The sequence below is a fragment of the Natronocella acetinitrilica genome, assembly GCF_024170285.1.
GTDB classification, from domain to species: domain Bacteria; phylum Pseudomonadota; class Gammaproteobacteria; order Nitrococcales; family Aquisalimonadaceae; genus Natronocella; species Natronocella acetinitrilica.
In genome coordinates this window covers 58,258-75,667 of the sequence record NZ_JALJXV010000004.1, presented here as the reverse complement: position 1 = coordinate 75,667, position 17,410 = coordinate 58,258, and the positions used below count along the sequence as shown (strand labels likewise).

The following is a 17,410-nucleotide window of genomic DNA, read 5'->3' as shown; positions in this document are numbered from 1 at the left end:
CTGCCATGGTCTTTGACTATCCGACCCATGCCCTACGCCGAACTGCACTGCCTGAGCAACTTCACCTTCCTGCGCGGCGCATCCCATCCGGAAGAACTGGTGGAGCAGGCCGTCGCCCTGGGTTACCAGGCCCTTGCCATCACCGACGAGTGTTCGGTGGCCGGCGTGGTCCGTGCCCACAATGCCGCCCGGGATAAACCGTTGCAATTGATCATCGGCGCGGAGTTTCGCCTGCGTGATGCCCCCACACTGGTACTGCTGGCGCCTGATCGGACGGCTTATGCGCAGCTGTGCGCCCTGATCAGTCTGGCCCGGAACAGTGCTCCCAAGGGTGAATACCGGCTTGACCGGGCAGACCTGGTTGGCCGGGTCTCCGATTGCCTGGCATTGCTGATTCCAGCCGCCGATCTGCAACAGGAAGAAGCCACCTGGTTCGCCGAGAACTTTGCAGGGCGGGGCTGGCTGGCTGTGGAATTGCACTGCGGCCCCGATGACGCCGGACGCCTGCAACACCTGCGGGCAGTTGCCGCCGCTGTCGGTCTGCCCCTGGTGGCAACGGGGGATGTGCACATGCATCGCCGCGGCCGTCGCGCGCTGCAGGACACACTCACCGCCATCCGGCTGAGCCGGCCGGTAAGCGCCCTGGGGCGGGACGCCCTGGCCAACGGCGAGCGACATCTACGCCCGCTGCAGGTGCTGGAACGCCTCTACCCCCGGACCTTGCTCGCGGAAACCTGCCGCATCGCAGAGCGTTGCCAGTTCTCGCTGGGCGAGCTGCGCTATGAGTATCCGGACGAACTGGTGCCCGCCGGCCATACTGCCGCCGAGCACCTGCGGAGGTTGACGCTGACCGGTGCCCGCCGCCACTGGCGCAGTGGCATCCCGGATGCCGTTCAGCAGCAGATCGACCGTGAACTCGCACTGATCGCCGAGCTGCGTTACGAGCCCTATTTTCTCACCGTGCATGATGTGGTGGCCTGGGCCCGGCAACAGGGCATTCTCTGCCAGGGCCGCGGTTCCGCGGCCAACTCCGCCGTATGCTTTGCCCTCGGCATCACCGCGGTCAACCCCGCCAGCAGCCAGTTGCTGTTCGAGCGCTTCATCTCCCGGGCCCGGGACGAGCCCCCGGATATCGACGTGGATTTCGAGCACGAGCGGCGCGAGGAGGTGATCCAGTACATCTACCGCAAGTACGGCCGTCACCGCGCCGCACTGGCTGCCACCGTGATCAGCTACCGCCCGCGCAGCGCCGTTCGGGACGTGGGCAAGGCCCTGGGCCTGGATCCTACCCAACTCGACCAGCTGGCAGACAACATGCACTGGTGGGATGGCCGGCAGATCGCCCCGGAGCAGATCCGGGAAGCCGGCTTCGACCCGGACAACCCCGTCATCCATCGACTGCTGGTCCTGACCGGGGAACTGCTGGGTTTCCCCCGTCATCTCTCACAGCATGTGGGTGGATTCGTGATCTCCCGCGGCCCATTGTCGGAACTGGTGCCCACGGAAAACGCGGCAATGCCCGGCCGCTGCGTGATCCAGTGGGACAAGGACGACCTGGAATCCCTGGGCCTGCTCAAGGTGGATGTGCTGGCATTGGGCATGCTCTCGGCCATTCGACGGGCATTCGACCTGCTCCGTCACCACCATGACCGGGTGCTCAGCATGGCAACCGTACCCACCGAAGACCCGGCCATCTATCACATGCTGCAGCAAGCGGATTCCATGGGTGTGTTCCAGGTGGAGTCCCGCGCCCAGATGGCCATGCTGCCCCGCATGAAGCCGCGAACCTATTACGACCTGGTCATCGAGGTGGCCATCGTCCGCCCCGGGCCGATCCAGGGGGACATGGTGCATCCCTACCTGCGCCGCCGCGATGGCCTGGAGCCGATCACCTACCCCAGCGAAGAGGTGCGTCGTGTTCTCGAGCGCACCCTGGGCGTACCGATCTTCCAGGAGCAGGTGATGAAGCTGGCGGAGGTGGCCGCCGGATTCAGCCCGGAAGAGGCTGACCAGTTACGTCGATCCATGGCAGCCTGGCGACGCCGCGGCGGGCTTGGCCACTTCGAGGAGCGCTTGCGCAACGGCATGCGGGAGCGCGGCTACCCGGACGCCTTCGCCCAGCAGATATTCAATCAGATCAAGGGCTTTGGCGAGTACGGCTTTCCCGAGTCCCATTCCGCCAGTTTCGCACTGCTGGTCTATGTGTCGGCCTGGCTCAAGTGCCACTACCCGGCAGCGTTTACCTGCGCCCTGCTGAACAGTCAGCCCATGGGCTTCTACGCCCCGGCGCAGTTGATCCGGGACGCCCGTGAGCACGGCGTTGAGGTGCGTGCAGTGGATGTTGCCACCAGCAACTGGGATTGCACCCTGGAAGGCACGACATCCGCCGCTGAAGCGACACCCTGCCGGGTGCCACTGCGACTGGGGCTGCGACTCGTGAACGGGCTGGCGGCGGAAGCCGCGGCCCGAATCGTCTTCGCCCGCCGTATCGCACCCTTCCGCAGTGTAGCGGACCTGGCCGAGCGCACCGCACTCGACCGCAAGGCCCTGGGGGCGCTGTCCCGCGCCGGTGCGCTGGCCTCGCTGGCGGGCAATCGCCGGCAGGCCTGGTGGCAGGTGCTGGCGGTGGACCAGCACGCACCACTGCTGCAGCGTAGCGGCGATGCGGACGGCACAGCCGCCCTGGGGCGGCCTGCCCTGGGTGAAACCGTGGTTGCCGACTACGCCAGCCTCGGGCTCAGCCTGGAAGCCCATCCGCTGGAACTGCTCCGGGAAGCGTTGCGACGGCGGCGCTACCAGAGCGCGGCGTCACTGCGCACCCTGCCCCATGGCAGCCTCGTCCGGGCTGCCGGGCTGGTCATCAACCGCCAGCGGCCGGGGTCCGCAGCGGGTGTGACCTTCGTCACCCTGGAAGACGAAACCGGCCATATCAACCTGGTGGTCTGGCGGAAGACAGGCGACGCCCAGCGCAAGACGCTGTTGACGTCACAATTGCTGGGCGTTGTAGGGCATTGGGAACGACGGGGCGCGGTGTGCCACCTGGTGGCGGGGCGACTCGAAGACCTGAGCGCGCTGCTTGGCGGACTGCAAACACGCTCGAGAGACTTCCACTGATCGCCCCGCAACGGCTGGCTGCTTATTCGCCACGCTTGAATCGTGTCAGCTCACGGCGGTCATGCTTCTCCGGGCGCTGACGCGGTTGCGGGAACGCGGCTGACTGGGCCCGCAACTGCAGGCGCAGGGCCTCCCGCTTCTCCTGGCTTTCGGCAGTCTCCGAATAGAGGGTTTCCGCCACCCTGGCCGGGCCACGCTGCTCCGAAAGGTCGCGCACTTCCACGACGAATGTGTAGGCATCCTTGCGAATCTGCAACTCGTCACCCACCCGTACGCCCCGCGCCGGCTTGGCGCGCCCGCCGTTAACCTCGACCTTGCCGCCGGTCACGGCATCCGTCGCCAGACGACGCGTCTTGAAAAAACGCGCGGCCCAGAGCCATTTATCGAGGCGTACGGATTCCTGCCCACCCAAGGTTCAGGCCTCCACTGGCTGCAACGCCTCGGCGGATACAATCACGCCATCCTCGTCGGCGTAAAGCCACTGGCCAGCGGAGAATGTCACACCGCTGAACGTGACCGGGACATCCCGTTCACCGACGCCCTTCTTCACGCTGCGCTGCGGATGCGTGTTGAGTGCCTTGACGCCCACGGCAATGTCCCGTAACTCAGCCGCGTCACGAACGCAGCCGTAGACCAGAACGCCGGCCCAGTTGTTGCGCAACGCCAGATCCGCCATCTGGTCGCCAAGCAGTGCGCAGCGCATGGACCCGCCGCCATCCACCACCAGCACACGGCCCTGGCCCGGCTCTTCCAGGGCAGCACGAACCAGAGAGTTGTCCTCGAAAACCTTGACGGTGGCAATCTGGCCGTGCCATTCACGCTTGCCGCCGTAATCCTGGAACAACGGGCTCAGCGCGATGACCTGATCGCCATGGGCATCGCAGAGATCAGTAGTGCGCAGGCTCATGAAGCAACTCCTTCCCGGGAAAGCCCCGATTGTCGCTCAAGGCGCGATGGGCTGTCATCCTCGACCTCTAGGGAAGCGGTGAAGTATTCACGCTGCCGCGCTCGAGTCCGGTTTTCGTTCGTGGCTTGCGACAACGCGGCGGCGTGAATACCTCAGCGCTTCCCTAGCCGGCGACGATTGACAGGGCGGCGGCGGCGGTCACAATGAGCGCATCAGCCAGAGAACGCCTGACTGTCTCCCCCGGGGAAGCAGCGGCCTCTCCGGCCGGTGCATGTGTGGAGGAGCTCCCAGCCATGAATGAATCCATCGGCGGCTACCTGGCCGGCCGGGTCGACCTGCGTGAGCAGCTGCAGCACGCGGAGCGGCCGATCATGCTGGCCGTGGCCGGAGACAGCGGCTCCGGGAAGACCACCTATACCCATGGCATACGGCGACTGATCGGCAATGATATGGTGACCTCCATCGCGCTGGACGGCTACCACCTGGAAGATCGCGCCCAGCGCCGCATCAGCGGCCGACTGCCGCTGGACCCCTCCGCCAACAATCTGGAACTCATGCACCAGCATCTCTCAGCGCTGCGCCGCGGCGAGGCCGTGGAGATCCCTATCTACAACCACAGCACTGGCTGCTTCGATTCTCCGCAAATTGTCCGCCCGGCCCCTGTAGTGGTCGTGGAAGGACTGCACGCCCTCTATGATCAGAACCTGCCGCTGTTCGATTTCACTCTGTTCGTGGACTCGGATCGCGATGTGAAATGGCGCTGGAAATTCGAGCGTGACGTCTACTTCCGCGGCCACAACCCAAGCGAACTGGAAAACGAGATCCAGCGCCGGGATGACGCCTATAAACAGTGGATCGACTTTCAGAAAACCAGCGCCGATGTCGTCATCAAGATTCATGACAGTCATCTCTCGGCGCTGGCCCATCAGCACTTCGACGGCAGCCTGCCGGAGAACTGCTACCACATGGAAATCATCGTCAGCCCAACGGATCTGCCGCTGCCGGCCCTCAACCTGCCGGTGAACCTGAACGGGCTGACGCAGCTCGATGCGCAGCCATTCATGCTGGCCAGCGTTCCCAGCTCGTACTGGGGGCGGAAGGTCAACGTCATCCACGTGGATGGCATCATGCCCAGTGAAGCCATGCAGCGTCTCGAGGACGAGATCATGGAACTCACCGGCATCAGTGCAGAAGTCGAGCGCCGTTCGCTCATCGAGGCGAGTCAGAATTCCACCATGCGCTTCACCCAGTCCCTGGTTGCCTGGCCATTTCTCGGCCGAATCTGGTCATTGCTGGCCGAAAGCCACCCGGATGGCAACGAGGAGTTCGACATCTGAGCCATGGTGCAGCGATCGCGGACGCTCATCGCGGTTCTCCTGGCCGCCGCCGTGGTGGGGCTCTACATTGTCGCCTTGTACTACGCCGCTACCTGGCTCGCGCCGCGAATGCCGGATTGGGGCAAAGCAGTGGTCGCGATCATTGGTGCGCTATTGTTTATGATGTCACCGTTCACCGCGATCAGGGTCTACAACCGTGCGGTTGGCGGAGAGAAACGCGATTCGGACAACCAGGATTCGTGAGGACAGTGCACTAGATGTCGCAACATGGCGTGAATGACTGGCAACGGCTGCTCGGTGAACTGGAGGCGGCGCAGGCCCGTGCACAGGCAGCCATCCACGAACTGCGCGCGCTCGCCCAGGCCACCCGGGCCAACCAGGCCGATGGCGGCGAGCCATCGACGGCAGACATCCTCGTGCGCATCGCCACCAGTGCTGGTACCGATCGCGTCATTGAAACCCTGTGCACCGGGCTTCGCGCCCTGGCCCCAGACCACTGCGGCTCCATATTCCTGCAGCATGAGGACGGCGAACTCCCGAACGTGGTCGGCGTGTGGCAGCCCGACCGGCAATGGGTTGACAGCGTTCAGGGTCTGCACCGCCATGTCGAGGACAAACGCCCGGCACTGCTGCTGGAGGAGTTGCAGAACTGTCCCGCGGGACAGGTGATCAGCCTGCCGCTCCACGCCTTGGGGTTGGAACTGGGAGAAGTGAGAATCTGGCAACCTGACGGGCCCCTGAGCAGCCTGCCGGCGGATTGCCGCGGCGCCACCCAGGTAGCCGCGCTCGCCCTCGCCGGGCTGCGCCTGCGCATCAAGGCCCGTAGCCGCGCCATGCGCGATCCGCTGACGGGGCTGTTCAATCGTCGCTATCTGACGGACACCCTTCCCCGGGAATTCCACCGCTGCCGCCGCAACAGCAAGCCCCTGGGGCTGATCGGGATTGATCTCGATGGATTCAGTCGCTTCAACCAGCGCCATGGAACTGTCAACGGCGACCGCTTGCTCCAGGCCATGGGCGGCTTGTTGCAGGCGTCGTTTCGCGGATCGGACATCTGTTGCCGCACCGAAGGCGGACAGTTTCTGGTGGTGATGCCGGAAGCCGATCTGCAGAACACCCGCCGACGGGCGGAGGAACTGCTGCCGATAATCGCCGCCCTTACCGTACAACGGGGCCATCAGGCCGTATCCTCGCCAACCGCGTCCATCGGCGTTGCCGCCTACCCGGAACAGGCCGAAGGTGCCGATGAACTCCTGGCGGCCGTAGACAGTGCGCGACTCATGGCGGTGCAGGCAGGCGGCAATCAGGTCCGTATCGCGGAACGAATCGAGCACGCGCCCACCTGAGAAACACCAATCATGACTCATCCGATCTCCAATGAGCACACACCGGTGCAATCGACCCTCGTGGTCGAATACCGCCTTCGCTGCGTGGCCGGCGAGAGCGCCTCCGTGAAGGCCGAAGGAATTGCGCTGGAACAGACGGTGGAACTGGCGGGCGACTGCGTCAGCGATGCCATACGCGAGGAATGGGTGGGCGAAGTCCTCAGCCTGAGTGAACTCGACGAGAATCTCTGGCGCTGCCGCATCGCCTACAATCCGGCCCTGGCAGGAGAAGAACTCAGTCAGTTGCTGAACACACTGTTCGGCAACATTTCCCTGAAGAGCGGGATCTTCATCGAGAACATCGACTGGCCGGTAGCGATGCTAAAGGCGTTCGGCGGCCCAGGCCATGGGATAGAAGGGCTGCGTCGGCACTTGGACGTCCCCGGGGGGCTTCCCCTGACCTGCACGGCACTCAAGCCAGTTGGCCTGTCACCATCGGGGCTCGCGGAGCTGGCCTTTGCATTCGCCTGTGGTGGCGTGGATATCATCAAGGATGATCACGGTATCGCCAATCAGCCGGGCGCCCCTTACCGCGAGCGGCTGGCGGCCTGCCAGGCGGCCATCGAGCGCGCCAATCAGCAGACCGGGAAACGCGCCGTCTATTTTCCCAACGCCACAGCGCCGGCAAGATTGCTGGGCGAGCGGTTCGCTGCCGCGCGGGATGCCGGCTGTTTCGGTGTGCTCCTGAGCCCGTGGCTTTGCGGGATAGACAGCATCCGCTGGGCGCGGGATGAATTCGGCCTTGCGGTGATGGCCCACCCGGCGCTGACCGGCAGCTACTTCCAGTCGGATCATGGTCTTGATCCCGCCCTGGTGCTGGGCGATCTGTTTAGAATCGCCGGCGCCGATGCCTCGATCTACCCGAACGCCGGGGGTCGCTTCGGCTTCTCCGTGGACACCTGCGAGGCGATCAATCATCGGCTGCGACGGCCCCTCGGCGGTCTTCGGGCGGCTGCCCCAACGCCCGGGGGAGGCATGAACGTCCGTGATGCACCCGCCTGGATCGAGCGCTATGGCGCCGATACCATAGTGCTGATCGGTGGCAGCCTTTACGCCCAGGGCGACGTCACCGCCGCCTCAAAACGCCTACTGACCGCACTGGGACGCTAATGTCTAAGATAATCCGCGCTGACAAATACCGCTGGGATGTGCCGCTTCGGGAATACAAGACCGAAGGCACCGGTTTTCGGGATATCACCCGGCAGACCCTCATGGGCGAGGGAGCTGGAGAAGAGCGGCTGAACTTCCTCACCCGTTATTTTGAAGTGCAGCCGGGCGGTTACTCCTCACTGGAACATCATGAACACCCGCACTCGGTGGTCATCATTCGCGGCGAGGGTGAAGTGATACTGGACGACCGGATCGAACCGATCGGGCTGCACGATTGCATTTACATTTCATCCCACTGCTTGCATCAGTTTCACGCAACGGGGAATGAACCACTGGGTTTTCTGTGTGTGGTTGATCGGCAGCGGGACCGACCACAACTGCCTACGGAAGAAGAGATTCGCCAACTCGACGCCAACGAAGTATTGCGGGGCCGTTACAGGGTCTGACCTGCCTGGGCCCTCAGCCCGGTTCGTTACCGGGCTTCCACTTGATACTGCAGCCCATGCTGGGGTGCTGCTCCGTGGGCAGCTCCTGCCCCAACAGTAACGCTGCCACTGCTTCCCGCAGATCGTCTCCGGTCACGGGTGTCTGGCTTCCCGGTCTGCTGCCATCGAAACGGCCACGATAAACCAGGCAACGATCCTGATCGAAGAGAAAAAAATCCGGCGTGCAAACCGCCTGATAGGCGCTGGCCACCGTCTGGTCGGCGTCGTACAGATAGGGGAAGGGATACCCGGCCCGCGCCTTCTCGATAACCATGGCATCGAAACTGTCATCCGGGTACCGCTCGGCGTCGTTGCTGTTGATGCCGACAACGGCCAGGCCACGGGGCATGTATTCCCTGGCAAAACTGGCGAGCTGCGGAGCAATGTGTTTAACGAACGGGCAGTGGTTGCACATGAAGACGACCAGCAGCGCAGGTGCGTCGGCGAAGTCATCGCGGGCCACCACACCGCCATCGGTGCCGGCTAGACGAAAATCCGGCGCCTCGGTACCTAGCTCCAGCATTCTCGATTCCAGCGCCGCCATGGACAGCCACCTCGGTTTGGAGGATACGCCCGCCACCATCGTGTGGCGGGCGTATCAGGTCGGATCAGCTCTCGTCGTGCTCTTCCACGAGTTCAAGCAGACGTTCGAGCAGACGCTCACCCCGCTCGCCGACCATGTCCACGAAAGTGTCACGGACCGGCATACTGAGTTCGCGGAACGCGTCCCGCTCATCGCTGGTCAGCTCGATGATCTGAATATCACTGTTATCGGTGATGATATCCAGCCGTTCCTCATTGAGCTGCTGCTGCACGTCATGGATGTACTCCACCAGTTCCGCGGTGACCTCATGGACGATTTCACGTAGCTCGTCGGACAGTCCGTCGTACCAATCACGGTTGCCCATGAAGGTGGCGATGAACTCCTTGTGGTTGGCGAAGATCATGTAATCCTGAACTTCGTAGAAGCTCATCTCCTGGTGGGCGAACACCGGCTGGATATTGCCCTCGATCTGCCCCAACTGGAGACCGCTGTAAATTTCGCCGTATTCCATGGTGGTGGGATCGGCCCCGTAGGCCTGGTAGGTTTCCCGCAACAGTCGGTTATCCATGGTGCGGATGGCGACCCCGGAGAAATCATCCGGTGTGCGGATTTCGGTATTCGCCGTCCACACCTGCCAACCCTCGGGCACGATGGCCAGCGGGTGCAGATCACGATCCCGGAACGAATCCTGGAAATCCTCGCTGCGCAGGAATTCATCGGAGTTCAGGATCTGGGTGTTGGTCCATTCATCTTCGGTGAGGATGAAGTTCAGGCTGAACAGCTGGCTCTCCGGCACCGTGCCACCGAGGAAACCGGACCCGAAGGCAAGCTGTATGGCACCGCTCTGAACGGCATCGTAGATGTCCGTAAGGCCGCCGAGCTGACCATACGGGTAAAGCTGGACCGTCACCGCACCATCGGTGCGCTCGTCCATCAACTCGGCAAATCGCGCCCCGTAGGCGTACTGGACACTGTCCTCGATTTCCTCGAGGCCGAATCGCCAGGTCTGCGCCTCAATGGCCTGGGCCACACTGCTGCCCACCATCGCCGCGCCCAATGCTGCAGCGCAAATTCCGCGATGCAATCGCATGCTGCACCTCCTTAAAAGCAAAGCTCGGTTCAGATCGTGCCACACCCAGCAATGCCCCGGCGCCCTGCGACCGCCGACGCTGGCCGGCAGACGAATGTGGTTGACGAGGACATGTCCGATCCCGGCGACGCGGCAGTCTGCCGAGGCGGTGCCGCTTTCGCAGGCTTGCGGACATGAGCTGCTATGGTGGCTCCTCTTTAACCCTAACACACGGCCAAACCTTGTCCACGCGGTGGGCAAACAGAGACATGTACGTTATGGTCAAAAGGGTGGAGCGCAACCAGTCGGTGGGGATGAGGGCATGGATGAGGCGGGATCGGGCGTAGCCTCGCGCCCAGGGAGTGGTCTGATCACGCGCATCATCCGGCGCATCGACCGCGCTCTGGAAATTGCGGAGATGACCATCATCGCAGGGTCGGTCATCGCCATGGCCCTGATCATGGTGATCCACGTGCTGGGCCGCACCTTCTTCCGAATCGGCATACCTGGCGTTACCGAACTCACCGAACTCCTGATCATTCTCATCACCTTCGTCGGCGTGAGCTACGCGGTGCGGCGTGCGCGCCATATCTCCATGTCGGCGCTGTACGACCAACTCACCGGGATGGCCCGCAAGAGCCTGCTCGTGGTGATCTGCCTGGTGACCGGCGCGATGCTCTTCTTCCTGGCCTGGGAGGCCTGGGGCTACATGGAGACCATCCAGCGCCGCGGCCGTACGACGTCGGCACTTAACATCCCCCTGTGGCTCATTTACATCGTCCTGCCCATCGGCTTCTTCCTCGCCGGCATCCAGTACTGGCTTACAGCGCTGCGCAACCTGACCACCCGGGAGATGTATCGCTCGTTCACCGAAAAGGAAGCCTACGACGATGTGCCTGATGAGTTGGCTGGGCAAAGCGTTGCGCCGACGACGCCTGCCGAACCGGAGCCCGGGACCGGGGAGAACGCTGAGAGTAAGGACGACGATGCGACCCCCGGTCGCTGAATGCACTCGATGACAGGGCCCGTTTCATGCTGACCTGGCTAGTCTTGCTGATGATCGTGCTGCTGCTGATGGGCTTTCCCATGATGGTGCCCATCATCGCGGCCACGCTGTTCATGATGTTCACCGACATGACCTTCTTCGGGCCGGACCAGGGCATCAGCTGGATGATCACCGGCGTCAGCAACTGGGTGCTGGCCGCAGTGCCCATGTTCATCTTCGCCGCCGACATCATGACCAAGGGGCATACCGCGAACCGATTACTGGATCTGGTCAGCTCCTTCTGTGGCCATCTGCGGGGCGGCCTGCCCATCACCACTGCTGCAAGCTGCACCCTGTTTGGCGCCGTATCGGGCTCCACCCAGGCCACCGTGGTGGCCATGGGCGGCCCCATGCGACCGCGACTGCTGAAAAAAGGCTACAAGGACAGCTTCACCGTGGCGCTCATCATCAACGCCAGCGATATAGCGCTGCTGATTCCGCCCAGCATCGGCATGATCGTCTACGGCGTCATCGCCCGCGGCGCGTCCATCGGCGACCTGTTCATTGCCGGGATCGTGCCCGGCGTGATGATCCTCGTGATGATCTCGATCTACTGCTACATCGCCTCCCGCCTCATGGGCATCGAGCCCGAAGAGAAAGCCAGCTGGGGCCAACGCCTGCATGCGTTCAAGGGAGCGATCCTGCCACTGGGGTTCCCGATCCTGGTGGTCGGCGGCATCTACACAGGGACTTTCAGCCCGGTGGAAGCATCGGCCATGGCGGTGCTCTATGCCTTCGTGCTCGAGGTAATCATCTATCGCAAGGTGTCGCTGAAGGACATGGGCTCCATTGCCCTGTCCACCGGCATGATCACCGCCGTGGTCTTCATCCTCGTGGCTGCCGGCTATGCGTTCTCCCAGGCGCTCTCCACTGCCGGCATTCCGCAGCAGATCCTGCAACCTATTGTCGCCACCTTCGGCGACAACCCCACCGCCGCACTGGCCCTGATCGCGGTGGCCTACTTCATCGGCTGCATGTTCGTCGACCCGATCGTGGTGATCCTCATTCTCACTCCCCTGTTCGCCCCCCTGGTGCAGGCCACAGGGCTCGACCCCGTGCACGTTGGCGTCGTTGTGGTGCTCCAGGCGGCGATCGGCTCGGCAACGCCACCGTTCGGCTGCGACATCTTCACCGCCATGGCCGTATTCCGAAGGCCGTACTTCGATGTCATCAAGGGCACACCACCCTTCATCGCCATCCTGTTGCTGGCGACCGTGCTGGTGATCCTGTTCCCGCAGATCTCCCTGTGGCTGCCGTCCATGGGGGCGCAATAGGGAAGCAGGATTGTGCACAGCATCACAACCTGGCCCCACGAGAGCCGGATTTGGCCCGGTCGATGTGGACACAGGACATGATGTCGGCTTAAATGCCTCTATATGCGATGTGTAAAGAAAAGGGACACCGCAATGGATGATTCAGCCCCGGGCGTTGAGCCGTTTGTCGACGCCCAGAAGGCCATTTACTTTGGGTCTCAGTCGGATGCGGAACCCTGGCTCCAGACCATTCGGGCATCGGGCTGGACCATCACAATTGCGAAAACCGAACAGGACCTGCGTAAACAGCTTCGTCGTCATAACTTCCAGGTCGGCCTTGTCACCCTCACCAACGACGCTCGCGACATCTGGGACCGCATGGCCGATGAGCCCGGTCTGCTTGGCCTGACGGAATGGGTCGCCCTTGTGCCGTCGTCAGATGTGACCCGCCCCGAGGTCCAGCAGGCTATCGTTCGCCATTTCTACGACTTCCATACCCTGCCGGTGCAGGGCAATCGGCTCTTGATCACCATCGGCCGCGCCAACGGGATGGTCTGCCTGCAGACTGGCATCAACGGCGACACCCGGCCGCAGCGCTATCGGATGGTGGGCCGCAGCGATTGCATGCGCCGCCTCCAGAAAGTCATTCAGCGGGCTGCTGCGACCAATGCACCGGTGCTGATCACCGGCGAGAGTGGAACCGGCAAGGAACTCGCGGCCCAGGCGCTACACGAGCAGTCCATGCGCCGCCAGGGCCCGATGATCGCGGTTAACTGTGGCGCACTGACGTCAGCACTGGTGCGCTCGGAACTGTTTGGCTACGAACAGGGTGCTTTTCTCGGTGCAGAGAAACGCACGATTGGCAAGATTGAGGCGGCGAACGGCGGCACGCTGTTTCTGGATGAAGTCGGCGACCTGCCACTGGAACAGCAGGTCAACCTGCTGCGGTTTCTGCAGTCTGGCGCCATCCAACGCATCGGCGGCCACGAAAGCATCCCTGTGGATGTACGAGTAGTGGCGGCAACCCATGTGAATCTTGAAGAGGCCATTGCAGAAGGCCGCTTTCGCGAAGACCTCTACTACCGGCTGAATGTGCTGCACGTCCCGGTGCCGACGCTGCGCGAGCGCGGCCTCGATATCCTCAGCCTGGCGCACTATTTCTTCAAGCGCTTCAGGAGCGAAGGCCAGCCAAGGCTCAAGGGCTTCAGCGTGCGGGCAGAGGAATCCATGCTCCGCCACCCCTGGCCAGGCAATGTCCGCGAACTCATCAACCGTGTCAGGCGCGCTATCGTCATGGCCGACGGTCGCACCATCAGTTCGGCGGATCTTGGTATCGAAGAACGCGCAGGAGACCGACTCCCCACGCTGCAGGAAGCGCGCGAACGTGCGGAGAAGGAAGCGCTGATGCTGGTGCTGGCCTACTCCAGCGACAACCTCTCCCGTGCTGCACGTCTGCTCGACGTCTCCCGGCTCACGCTGTACCGCATGCTCGACAAGCATTGCCTGCGGGAAAGCGCCGGCTCATCGGACGTCGGCAAGGACAGACAGAGTACCGGCTGACGCCACACACACCGCCCGATCTTGCAGTCTCCATGGCCCGAGTTTACCGTTGCGTGAGCTTGGGCCATGCCGTTTTATTGACTGGAGGAACCGATGAGCACCGCCGAACGGGAAAGCATGGAATTCGATGTGCTGATAGTGGGCGGTGGCCCCGCCGGCCTGTCTGCGGCTATCCGACTCCGTCAGTTGGCCATGGAGGCCGGCAACGATGATTTCAGCGTGTGCCTGATCGAGAAAGGCTCTGAAGTCGGTGCCCACATCCTGTCCGGCGCCGTGATCGATCCTCGGGCGCTGGATGAACTGCTGCCCGATTGGCGCGATCGCGATGCGCCGCTCAAGACTCCGGCAACCCGCGACGAATTCCTGCTACTCGGCGAAAAAAGCGCCCGCCGCCTGCCCACGCCGCCACAGATGCACAACGACGGCTGCTACATCGTCAGCCTGGGTAACGTCTGTCGCTGGCTTGCCGAGCAGGCCGAGGCCGCTGGCGTGGAGATCTTCCCGGGCTTTGCCGCCGCTGAAGTCCTATACAACGACGATGGCTCGGTGAAAGGTGTGGCCACCGGTGACATGGGCATCCAGAAGGATGGCACGCCCGGCCCCAACCATGAGCCCGGCGTCGAACTGCACGCCAGACAAACCCTGTTCGGCGAGGGCTGTCGCGGTTCAGCCAGTAAGGAACTGATCGAACGTTTCCAACTCGACGAAGACGCGAGTCCCCAGACCTATGGCATCGGCATCAAGGAACTCTGGGAGGTCGCCCCGGAGAAACACGAACCCGGCAAGGTTGTTCACACCATCGGCTGGCCGATGGACAGCCGCACCTACGGCGGCGCCTTTCTCTACCATCTGGAGGACAACCAGGTCGCCGTCGGTTTCGTGGTGGGTCTCGACTACACCAACCCCTACCTGTCTCCCTTCGAGGAAATGCAGCGCTTCAAGACCCACCCGGCAATCCGCGGCACGTTCGAGGGCGGCCGGCGAATTTCCTACGGTGCCCGCGCGCTGGTTGAAGGTGGCTTTCAGTCTCTGCCCAGAGTCCACTTTCCGGGCGGCGCCCTCATCGGCGACTCGGCAGGATTCCTCAACGTCCCCCGGATCAAGGGGACCCACAACGCAATGAAGTCCGGGATGGTAGCCGCGGAATCGGTTTATGCAGCACTGACGAGCAGCGACGAGGCCGGGCAGGACATCGCCGGCTACGGGGAAGCGCTGAAAGAGTCCTGGATCTGGGATGAACTCTACCGGGTCCGCAATATCCGCCCGGCCTTTGCCCGCTGGGGACTCTGGGGTGGCCTCGCCTATGCCGCCATCGATACCTACCTGCTCCGTGGCAAGGCACCCTGGACATTCGCCAACCACGCCGACCACGAACAATTGCGGCCGAAGTCGGAGTGCACACCCATCGACTATCCCAAACCCGACGGCAAATTGAGCTTTGACCGGCTCTCCTCGGTATTCATCTCCAACACCAACCACGAGGAAGATCAGCCCAGCCATCTGACCTTGCGGGATACCTCCACGCCCATCCAGGTGAACCTGGCGCGCTACGACGCCCCCGAGCAACGCTACTGCCCCGCCGGCGTCTACGAGATCGTGGACGAGGGCAACGGCCCGCGCCTGCAGATCAATGCCCAGAACTGCGTTCACTGCAAGACCTGCGACATCAAGGACCCCACCCAGAACATCCACTGGGTCGTTCCCCAGGGCGGCGACGGCCCCAATTACCCCAACATGTGAACCTGAAACCAGCCTTCATACAGCTATTGCGTTGCAACATCAATTTAAGTTGACGCTTACGTAAACGACATTTAGATTCGGACAAACAAAAAGACGCACAGACGATGACAAACAGTCGTGCCGCAGGACCCATGGAGGAGACATGGAGAAGCTCACCCGGAGCTATGTGCACGGGGTCGGGGCGCATTCCCTGATCGGCGAGACCCTTGGTGAACGCCTGGCACAACAGGCCGCCACCAGGCCGGAAGCGATCGCCTTGATCGATCGCAACCAGGGCGTCGAACTTACCTGGCGTGGCCTGAATGCGCGCGTCGATGACCTGGGTGCAGCACTGCTTCGCCTTGGCCTGGAGCCAGGCGACCGCATTGCAATCTGGGCCCAGAACCGGGTCGAATGGACACTGACCCAACTCGCCGCGGCACGGGCCGGTCTCATCCTGGTCAATCTCAACCCCGCCGCACGGGCTGCCGAGGTGTCCGATCATCTGGCTCTGGTGGGTGCCCGGGCACTGGTCATTCAGGATGCCTTCAAGAGCAGCGATTACATTGCCATGTGCCGGGAACTGATGCCGGAACTCGACACCGCCAGGCCCGGATCGCTGCGCAGCACCGCCCTGCCGGAATTGCGCTGGGTGATCCGTCTCGGCGATGAAATAACACCGGGCATGCTGAATTTCGATGGGCTGACCGACGCGCTGGAAGCAAACGACCGCAAACGCCTCCGCCAGGTGGCCGAGGCCGTGCAGTTCGATGATCCGGTGAACATCCAGTTCAGCAATGCCACCGGTGGCAAGGCCGCAGGCGCGACCCTCACCCATCACAACATCCTCAACAACGGTTATATCGTCGGTGAAACCCTGCGTCTCGGCGAAGCGGACCGCGTGTGTCTTCCGGTGCCCTTGTTCCACTGTTTCGGCATGGTGATGGGCAATCTTGCCTGCCTTGCCCACGGCAGCACCATGGTCTATCCCGGCGAGGCCTTCGATCCGCTCGACACCCTGGAAGCCATCAGCGAGCACCGCTGCACGGCGGTCTACGGTGTTCCGGCCATGTTCAAGGCCATGCTTGAGCATGAGCGCTTCGGTGCCTTGAATCTGGATACGCTGCGTACCGGGGTGATGGCAGGCGCTCCCTGCCCCGTGGAGACCATGCGCCAGGTCATGACAGACATGAACATGGAGCAGGTGGTCATCGCCTACGGCATGACCGAAAGCTCCCCCGTGTCCTTCATGAGTGATGTGGACGACCCCGTGGAGCGACGTGTTTCCACCGTGGGCACGATACGGCCGCACACCGAGGTAAAGATCGTCGACAGCGAGGGTCGCATCGTCCCGCCCGGTGTCTCCGGCGAACTCTGCACCCGGGGCTACAACGTCATGCGCGGCTACTGGAACAACCCGGAGCTCACCGCTCAGGTCATTGACGCGCATGGCTGGCTGCATACCGGGGATCTGGCGCAGATCGACGAGGACGGCTACTGCAGGATCGTCGGCGGCATCAAGGACATGGTGATTCGCGGTGGCGAGAACATCTATCCCGCCGAAGTCGAGGAATTCCTGCTGACCCATCCCGCGGTGTCCGAGGCCGTGGTGGTCGGCGTGCCGGATGAACGCATGGGCGAAGAGCTCTGCGCCTGCCTGCGGCTTGAACCCGGCAAGACGCTGACGCCGGAAGACATTCGCGAGCACTGCAAGGGCCGCATCGCGCACTACAAGATTCCCCGGCATGTTCGCGTCTATGAGCGCTTCCCGGGCAGCACCGGGCGTGCGCTCAAGTTCATGCTGCGCGGGGAGAGCCTGGAGGCATTGGGCATCGAGGACGACAGCTGATTCAGCTGGCCTAGGGTGTGGCCCATGGCCATG

Annotated in this window: 15 protein-coding genes; 11 read left to right on the top strand and 4 right to left on the bottom strand. The window is 63.0% G+C overall.

Features of this window, described 5'->3' with window-relative positions; translation table 11 throughout:
- Window positions 1–27 precede the first annotated feature (27 nt).
- Window positions 28–3,114 (top strand): error-prone DNA polymerase, encoded by a 3,087-nt coding sequence (locus tag J2T57_RS09130; RefSeq protein ID WP_253476991.1) that lies wholly within the window; start codon window positions 28–30, stop codon window positions 3,112–3,114.
- Window positions 3,115–3,136: 22 nt separating this feature from the next.
- On the opposite strand, the gene J2T57_RS09125 is transcribed toward J2T57_RS09130, so the two are convergent.
- Both J2T57_RS09125 and rraA read right to left on the bottom strand, forming a co-directional pair.
- Window positions 3,137–3,526: an RNA-binding S4 domain-containing protein gene (locus tag J2T57_RS09125; RefSeq protein WP_253476989.1), complete on the bottom strand. Its 390-nt coding sequence runs from the start codon at window positions 3,524–3,526 to the stop codon at window positions 3,137–3,139.
- Window positions 3,527–3,529: 3 nt separating this feature from the next.
- On the bottom strand, window positions 3,530–4,021 hold the full coding sequence (gene rraA / locus J2T57_RS09120) for a ribonuclease E activity regulator RraA (RefSeq protein WP_253476986.1): 492 nt from the start codon (window positions 4,019–4,021) through the stop codon (window positions 3,530–3,532).
- A gap of 293 nt (window positions 4,022–4,314) precedes the next feature.
- Here rraA and J2T57_RS09115 point away from each other — a divergent pair, with 293 nt between their 5' ends.
- The 5 genes from J2T57_RS09115 to J2T57_RS09095 are packed head-to-tail and all read left to right on the top strand — an operon-like array spanning window position 4,315 to window position 8,299.
- Window positions 4,315–5,358, top strand: a complete 1,044-nt coding sequence (locus J2T57_RS09115; RefSeq protein WP_253476983.1) for a phosphoribulokinase — start codon at window positions 4,315–4,317, stop codon at window positions 5,356–5,358.
- A gap of 3 nt (window positions 5,359–5,361) precedes the next feature.
- Entirely contained in the window at window positions 5,362–5,601 is a 240-nt protein-coding gene (locus tag J2T57_RS09110; protein ID WP_253476980.1) for a hypothetical protein, read from the top strand.
- A gap of 14 nt (window positions 5,602–5,615) precedes the next feature.
- Window positions 5,616–6,704, top strand: coding sequence for a sensor domain-containing diguanylate cyclase (locus tag J2T57_RS09105; RefSeq protein ID WP_253476977.1), 1,089 nt, complete (start codon window positions 5,616–5,618; stop codon window positions 6,702–6,704).
- Between the two features lie 12 nt (window positions 6,705–6,716).
- Window positions 6,717–7,853, top strand: a complete 1,137-nt coding sequence (locus tag J2T57_RS09100) for a RuBisCO large subunit C-terminal-like domain-containing protein (RefSeq protein WP_253476975.1) — start codon at window positions 6,717–6,719, stop codon at window positions 7,851–7,853.
- Complete coding sequence (locus tag J2T57_RS09095) at window positions 7,853–8,299, top strand: cupin domain-containing protein (RefSeq protein WP_253476972.1); 447 nt, start codon at window positions 7,853–7,855, stop codon at window positions 8,297–8,299. Before J2T57_RS09100 ends, J2T57_RS09095 begins: the two co-directional genes overlap by 1 nt.
- A 13-nt stretch (window positions 8,300–8,312) precedes the next feature.
- Here the strand turns inward: J2T57_RS09095 and J2T57_RS09090 are convergent, their stop codons facing one another.
- On the bottom strand, window positions 8,313–8,882 hold the full coding sequence (locus J2T57_RS09090) for a thioredoxin family protein (protein WP_253476969.1): 570 nt from the start codon (window positions 8,880–8,882) through the stop codon (window positions 8,313–8,315).
- Between the two features lie 64 nt (window positions 8,883–8,946).
- Window positions 8,947–9,972, bottom strand: coding sequence for a TRAP transporter substrate-binding protein DctP (gene dctP, locus J2T57_RS09085; RefSeq protein ID WP_253476966.1), 1,026 nt, complete (start codon window positions 9,970–9,972; stop codon window positions 8,947–8,949).
- Between the two features lie 301 nt (window positions 9,973–10,273).
- Between dctP and J2T57_RS09080 the strand changes: the two genes are divergently transcribed.
- From J2T57_RS09080 to J2T57_RS09060, 5 genes are all read left to right on the top strand, one after another.
- Window positions 10,274–10,957: a TRAP transporter small permease gene (locus J2T57_RS09080; RefSeq protein ID WP_253476959.1), complete on the top strand. Its 684-nt coding sequence runs from the start codon at window positions 10,274–10,276 to the stop codon at window positions 10,955–10,957.
- 26 nt (window positions 10,958–10,983) lie between these two features.
- The gene (locus tag J2T57_RS09075; protein WP_253476956.1) at window positions 10,984–12,270 is read left to right on the top strand and encodes a TRAP transporter large permease; all 1,287 of its coding nucleotides are present in this window, start codon (window positions 10,984–10,986) and stop codon (window positions 12,268–12,270) included.
- Window positions 12,271–12,402: 132 nt separating this feature from the next.
- On the top strand, window positions 12,403–13,809 hold the full coding sequence (locus tag J2T57_RS09070; RefSeq protein ID WP_253476952.1) for a sigma-54 dependent transcriptional regulator: 1,407 nt from the start codon (window positions 12,403–12,405) through the stop codon (window positions 13,807–13,809).
- A gap of 93 nt (window positions 13,810–13,902) precedes the next feature.
- On the top strand, window positions 13,903–15,549 hold the full coding sequence (locus J2T57_RS09065; RefSeq protein WP_253476949.1) for an electron transfer flavoprotein-ubiquinone oxidoreductase: 1,647 nt from the start codon (window positions 13,903–13,905) through the stop codon (window positions 15,547–15,549).
- Window positions 15,550–15,691: 142 nt separating this feature from the next.
- A complete protein-coding gene (locus J2T57_RS09060) occupies window positions 15,692–17,377 on the top strand; it encodes an AMP-binding protein (RefSeq protein ID WP_253476946.1) in 1,686 nt (561 codons plus the stop codon).
- The last annotated feature ends 33 nt before the right edge of the window (window positions 17,378–17,410 follow it).

Excerpts from the sequence above, each read along its gene's own strand:
- J2T57_RS09130 (WP_253476991.1), top strand. The coding sequence starts at position 28 with ATGCCCTACGCCGAACTGCACTGCCTGAGCAACTTCACCTTCCTGCGC.
- rraA (WP_253476986.1), bottom strand. The coding sequence starts at position 4,021 with ATGAGCCTGCGCACTACTGATCTCTGCGATGCCCATGGCGATCAGGTC.
- J2T57_RS09115 (WP_253476983.1), top strand. The coding sequence starts at position 4,315 with ATGAATGAATCCATCGGCGGCTACCTGGCCGGCCGGGTCGACCTGCGT.
- J2T57_RS09110 (WP_253476980.1), top strand. The coding sequence starts at position 5,362 with ATGGTGCAGCGATCGCGGACGCTCATCGCGGTTCTCCTGGCCGCCGCC.
- J2T57_RS09105 (WP_253476977.1), top strand. The coding sequence starts at position 5,616 with ATGTCGCAACATGGCGTGAATGACTGGCAACGGCTGCTCGGTGAACTG.
- J2T57_RS09100 (WP_253476975.1), top strand. The coding sequence starts at position 6,717 with ATGACTCATCCGATCTCCAATGAGCACACACCGGTGCAATCGACCCTC.
- J2T57_RS09095 (WP_253476972.1), top strand. The coding sequence starts at position 7,853 with ATGTCTAAGATAATCCGCGCTGACAAATACCGCTGGGATGTGCCGCTT.
- J2T57_RS09090 (WP_253476969.1), bottom strand. The coding sequence starts at position 8,882 with ATGGCGGCGCTGGAATCGAGAATGCTGGAGCTAGGTACCGAGGCGCCG.
- dctP (WP_253476966.1), bottom strand. The coding sequence starts at position 9,972 with ATGCGATTGCATCGCGGAATTTGCGCTGCAGCATTGGGCGCGGCGATG.
- J2T57_RS09080 (WP_253476959.1), top strand. The coding sequence starts at position 10,274 with ATGGATGAGGCGGGATCGGGCGTAGCCTCGCGCCCAGGGAGTGGTCTG.
- J2T57_RS09075 (WP_253476956.1), top strand. The coding sequence starts at position 10,984 with ATGCTGACCTGGCTAGTCTTGCTGATGATCGTGCTGCTGCTGATGGGC.
- J2T57_RS09070 (WP_253476952.1), top strand. The coding sequence starts at position 12,403 with ATGGATGATTCAGCCCCGGGCGTTGAGCCGTTTGTCGACGCCCAGAAG.
- J2T57_RS09065 (WP_253476949.1), top strand. The coding sequence starts at position 13,903 with ATGAGCACCGCCGAACGGGAAAGCATGGAATTCGATGTGCTGATAGTG.
- J2T57_RS09060 (WP_253476946.1), top strand. The coding sequence starts at position 15,692 with ATGGAGAAGCTCACCCGGAGCTATGTGCACGGGGTCGGGGCGCATTCC.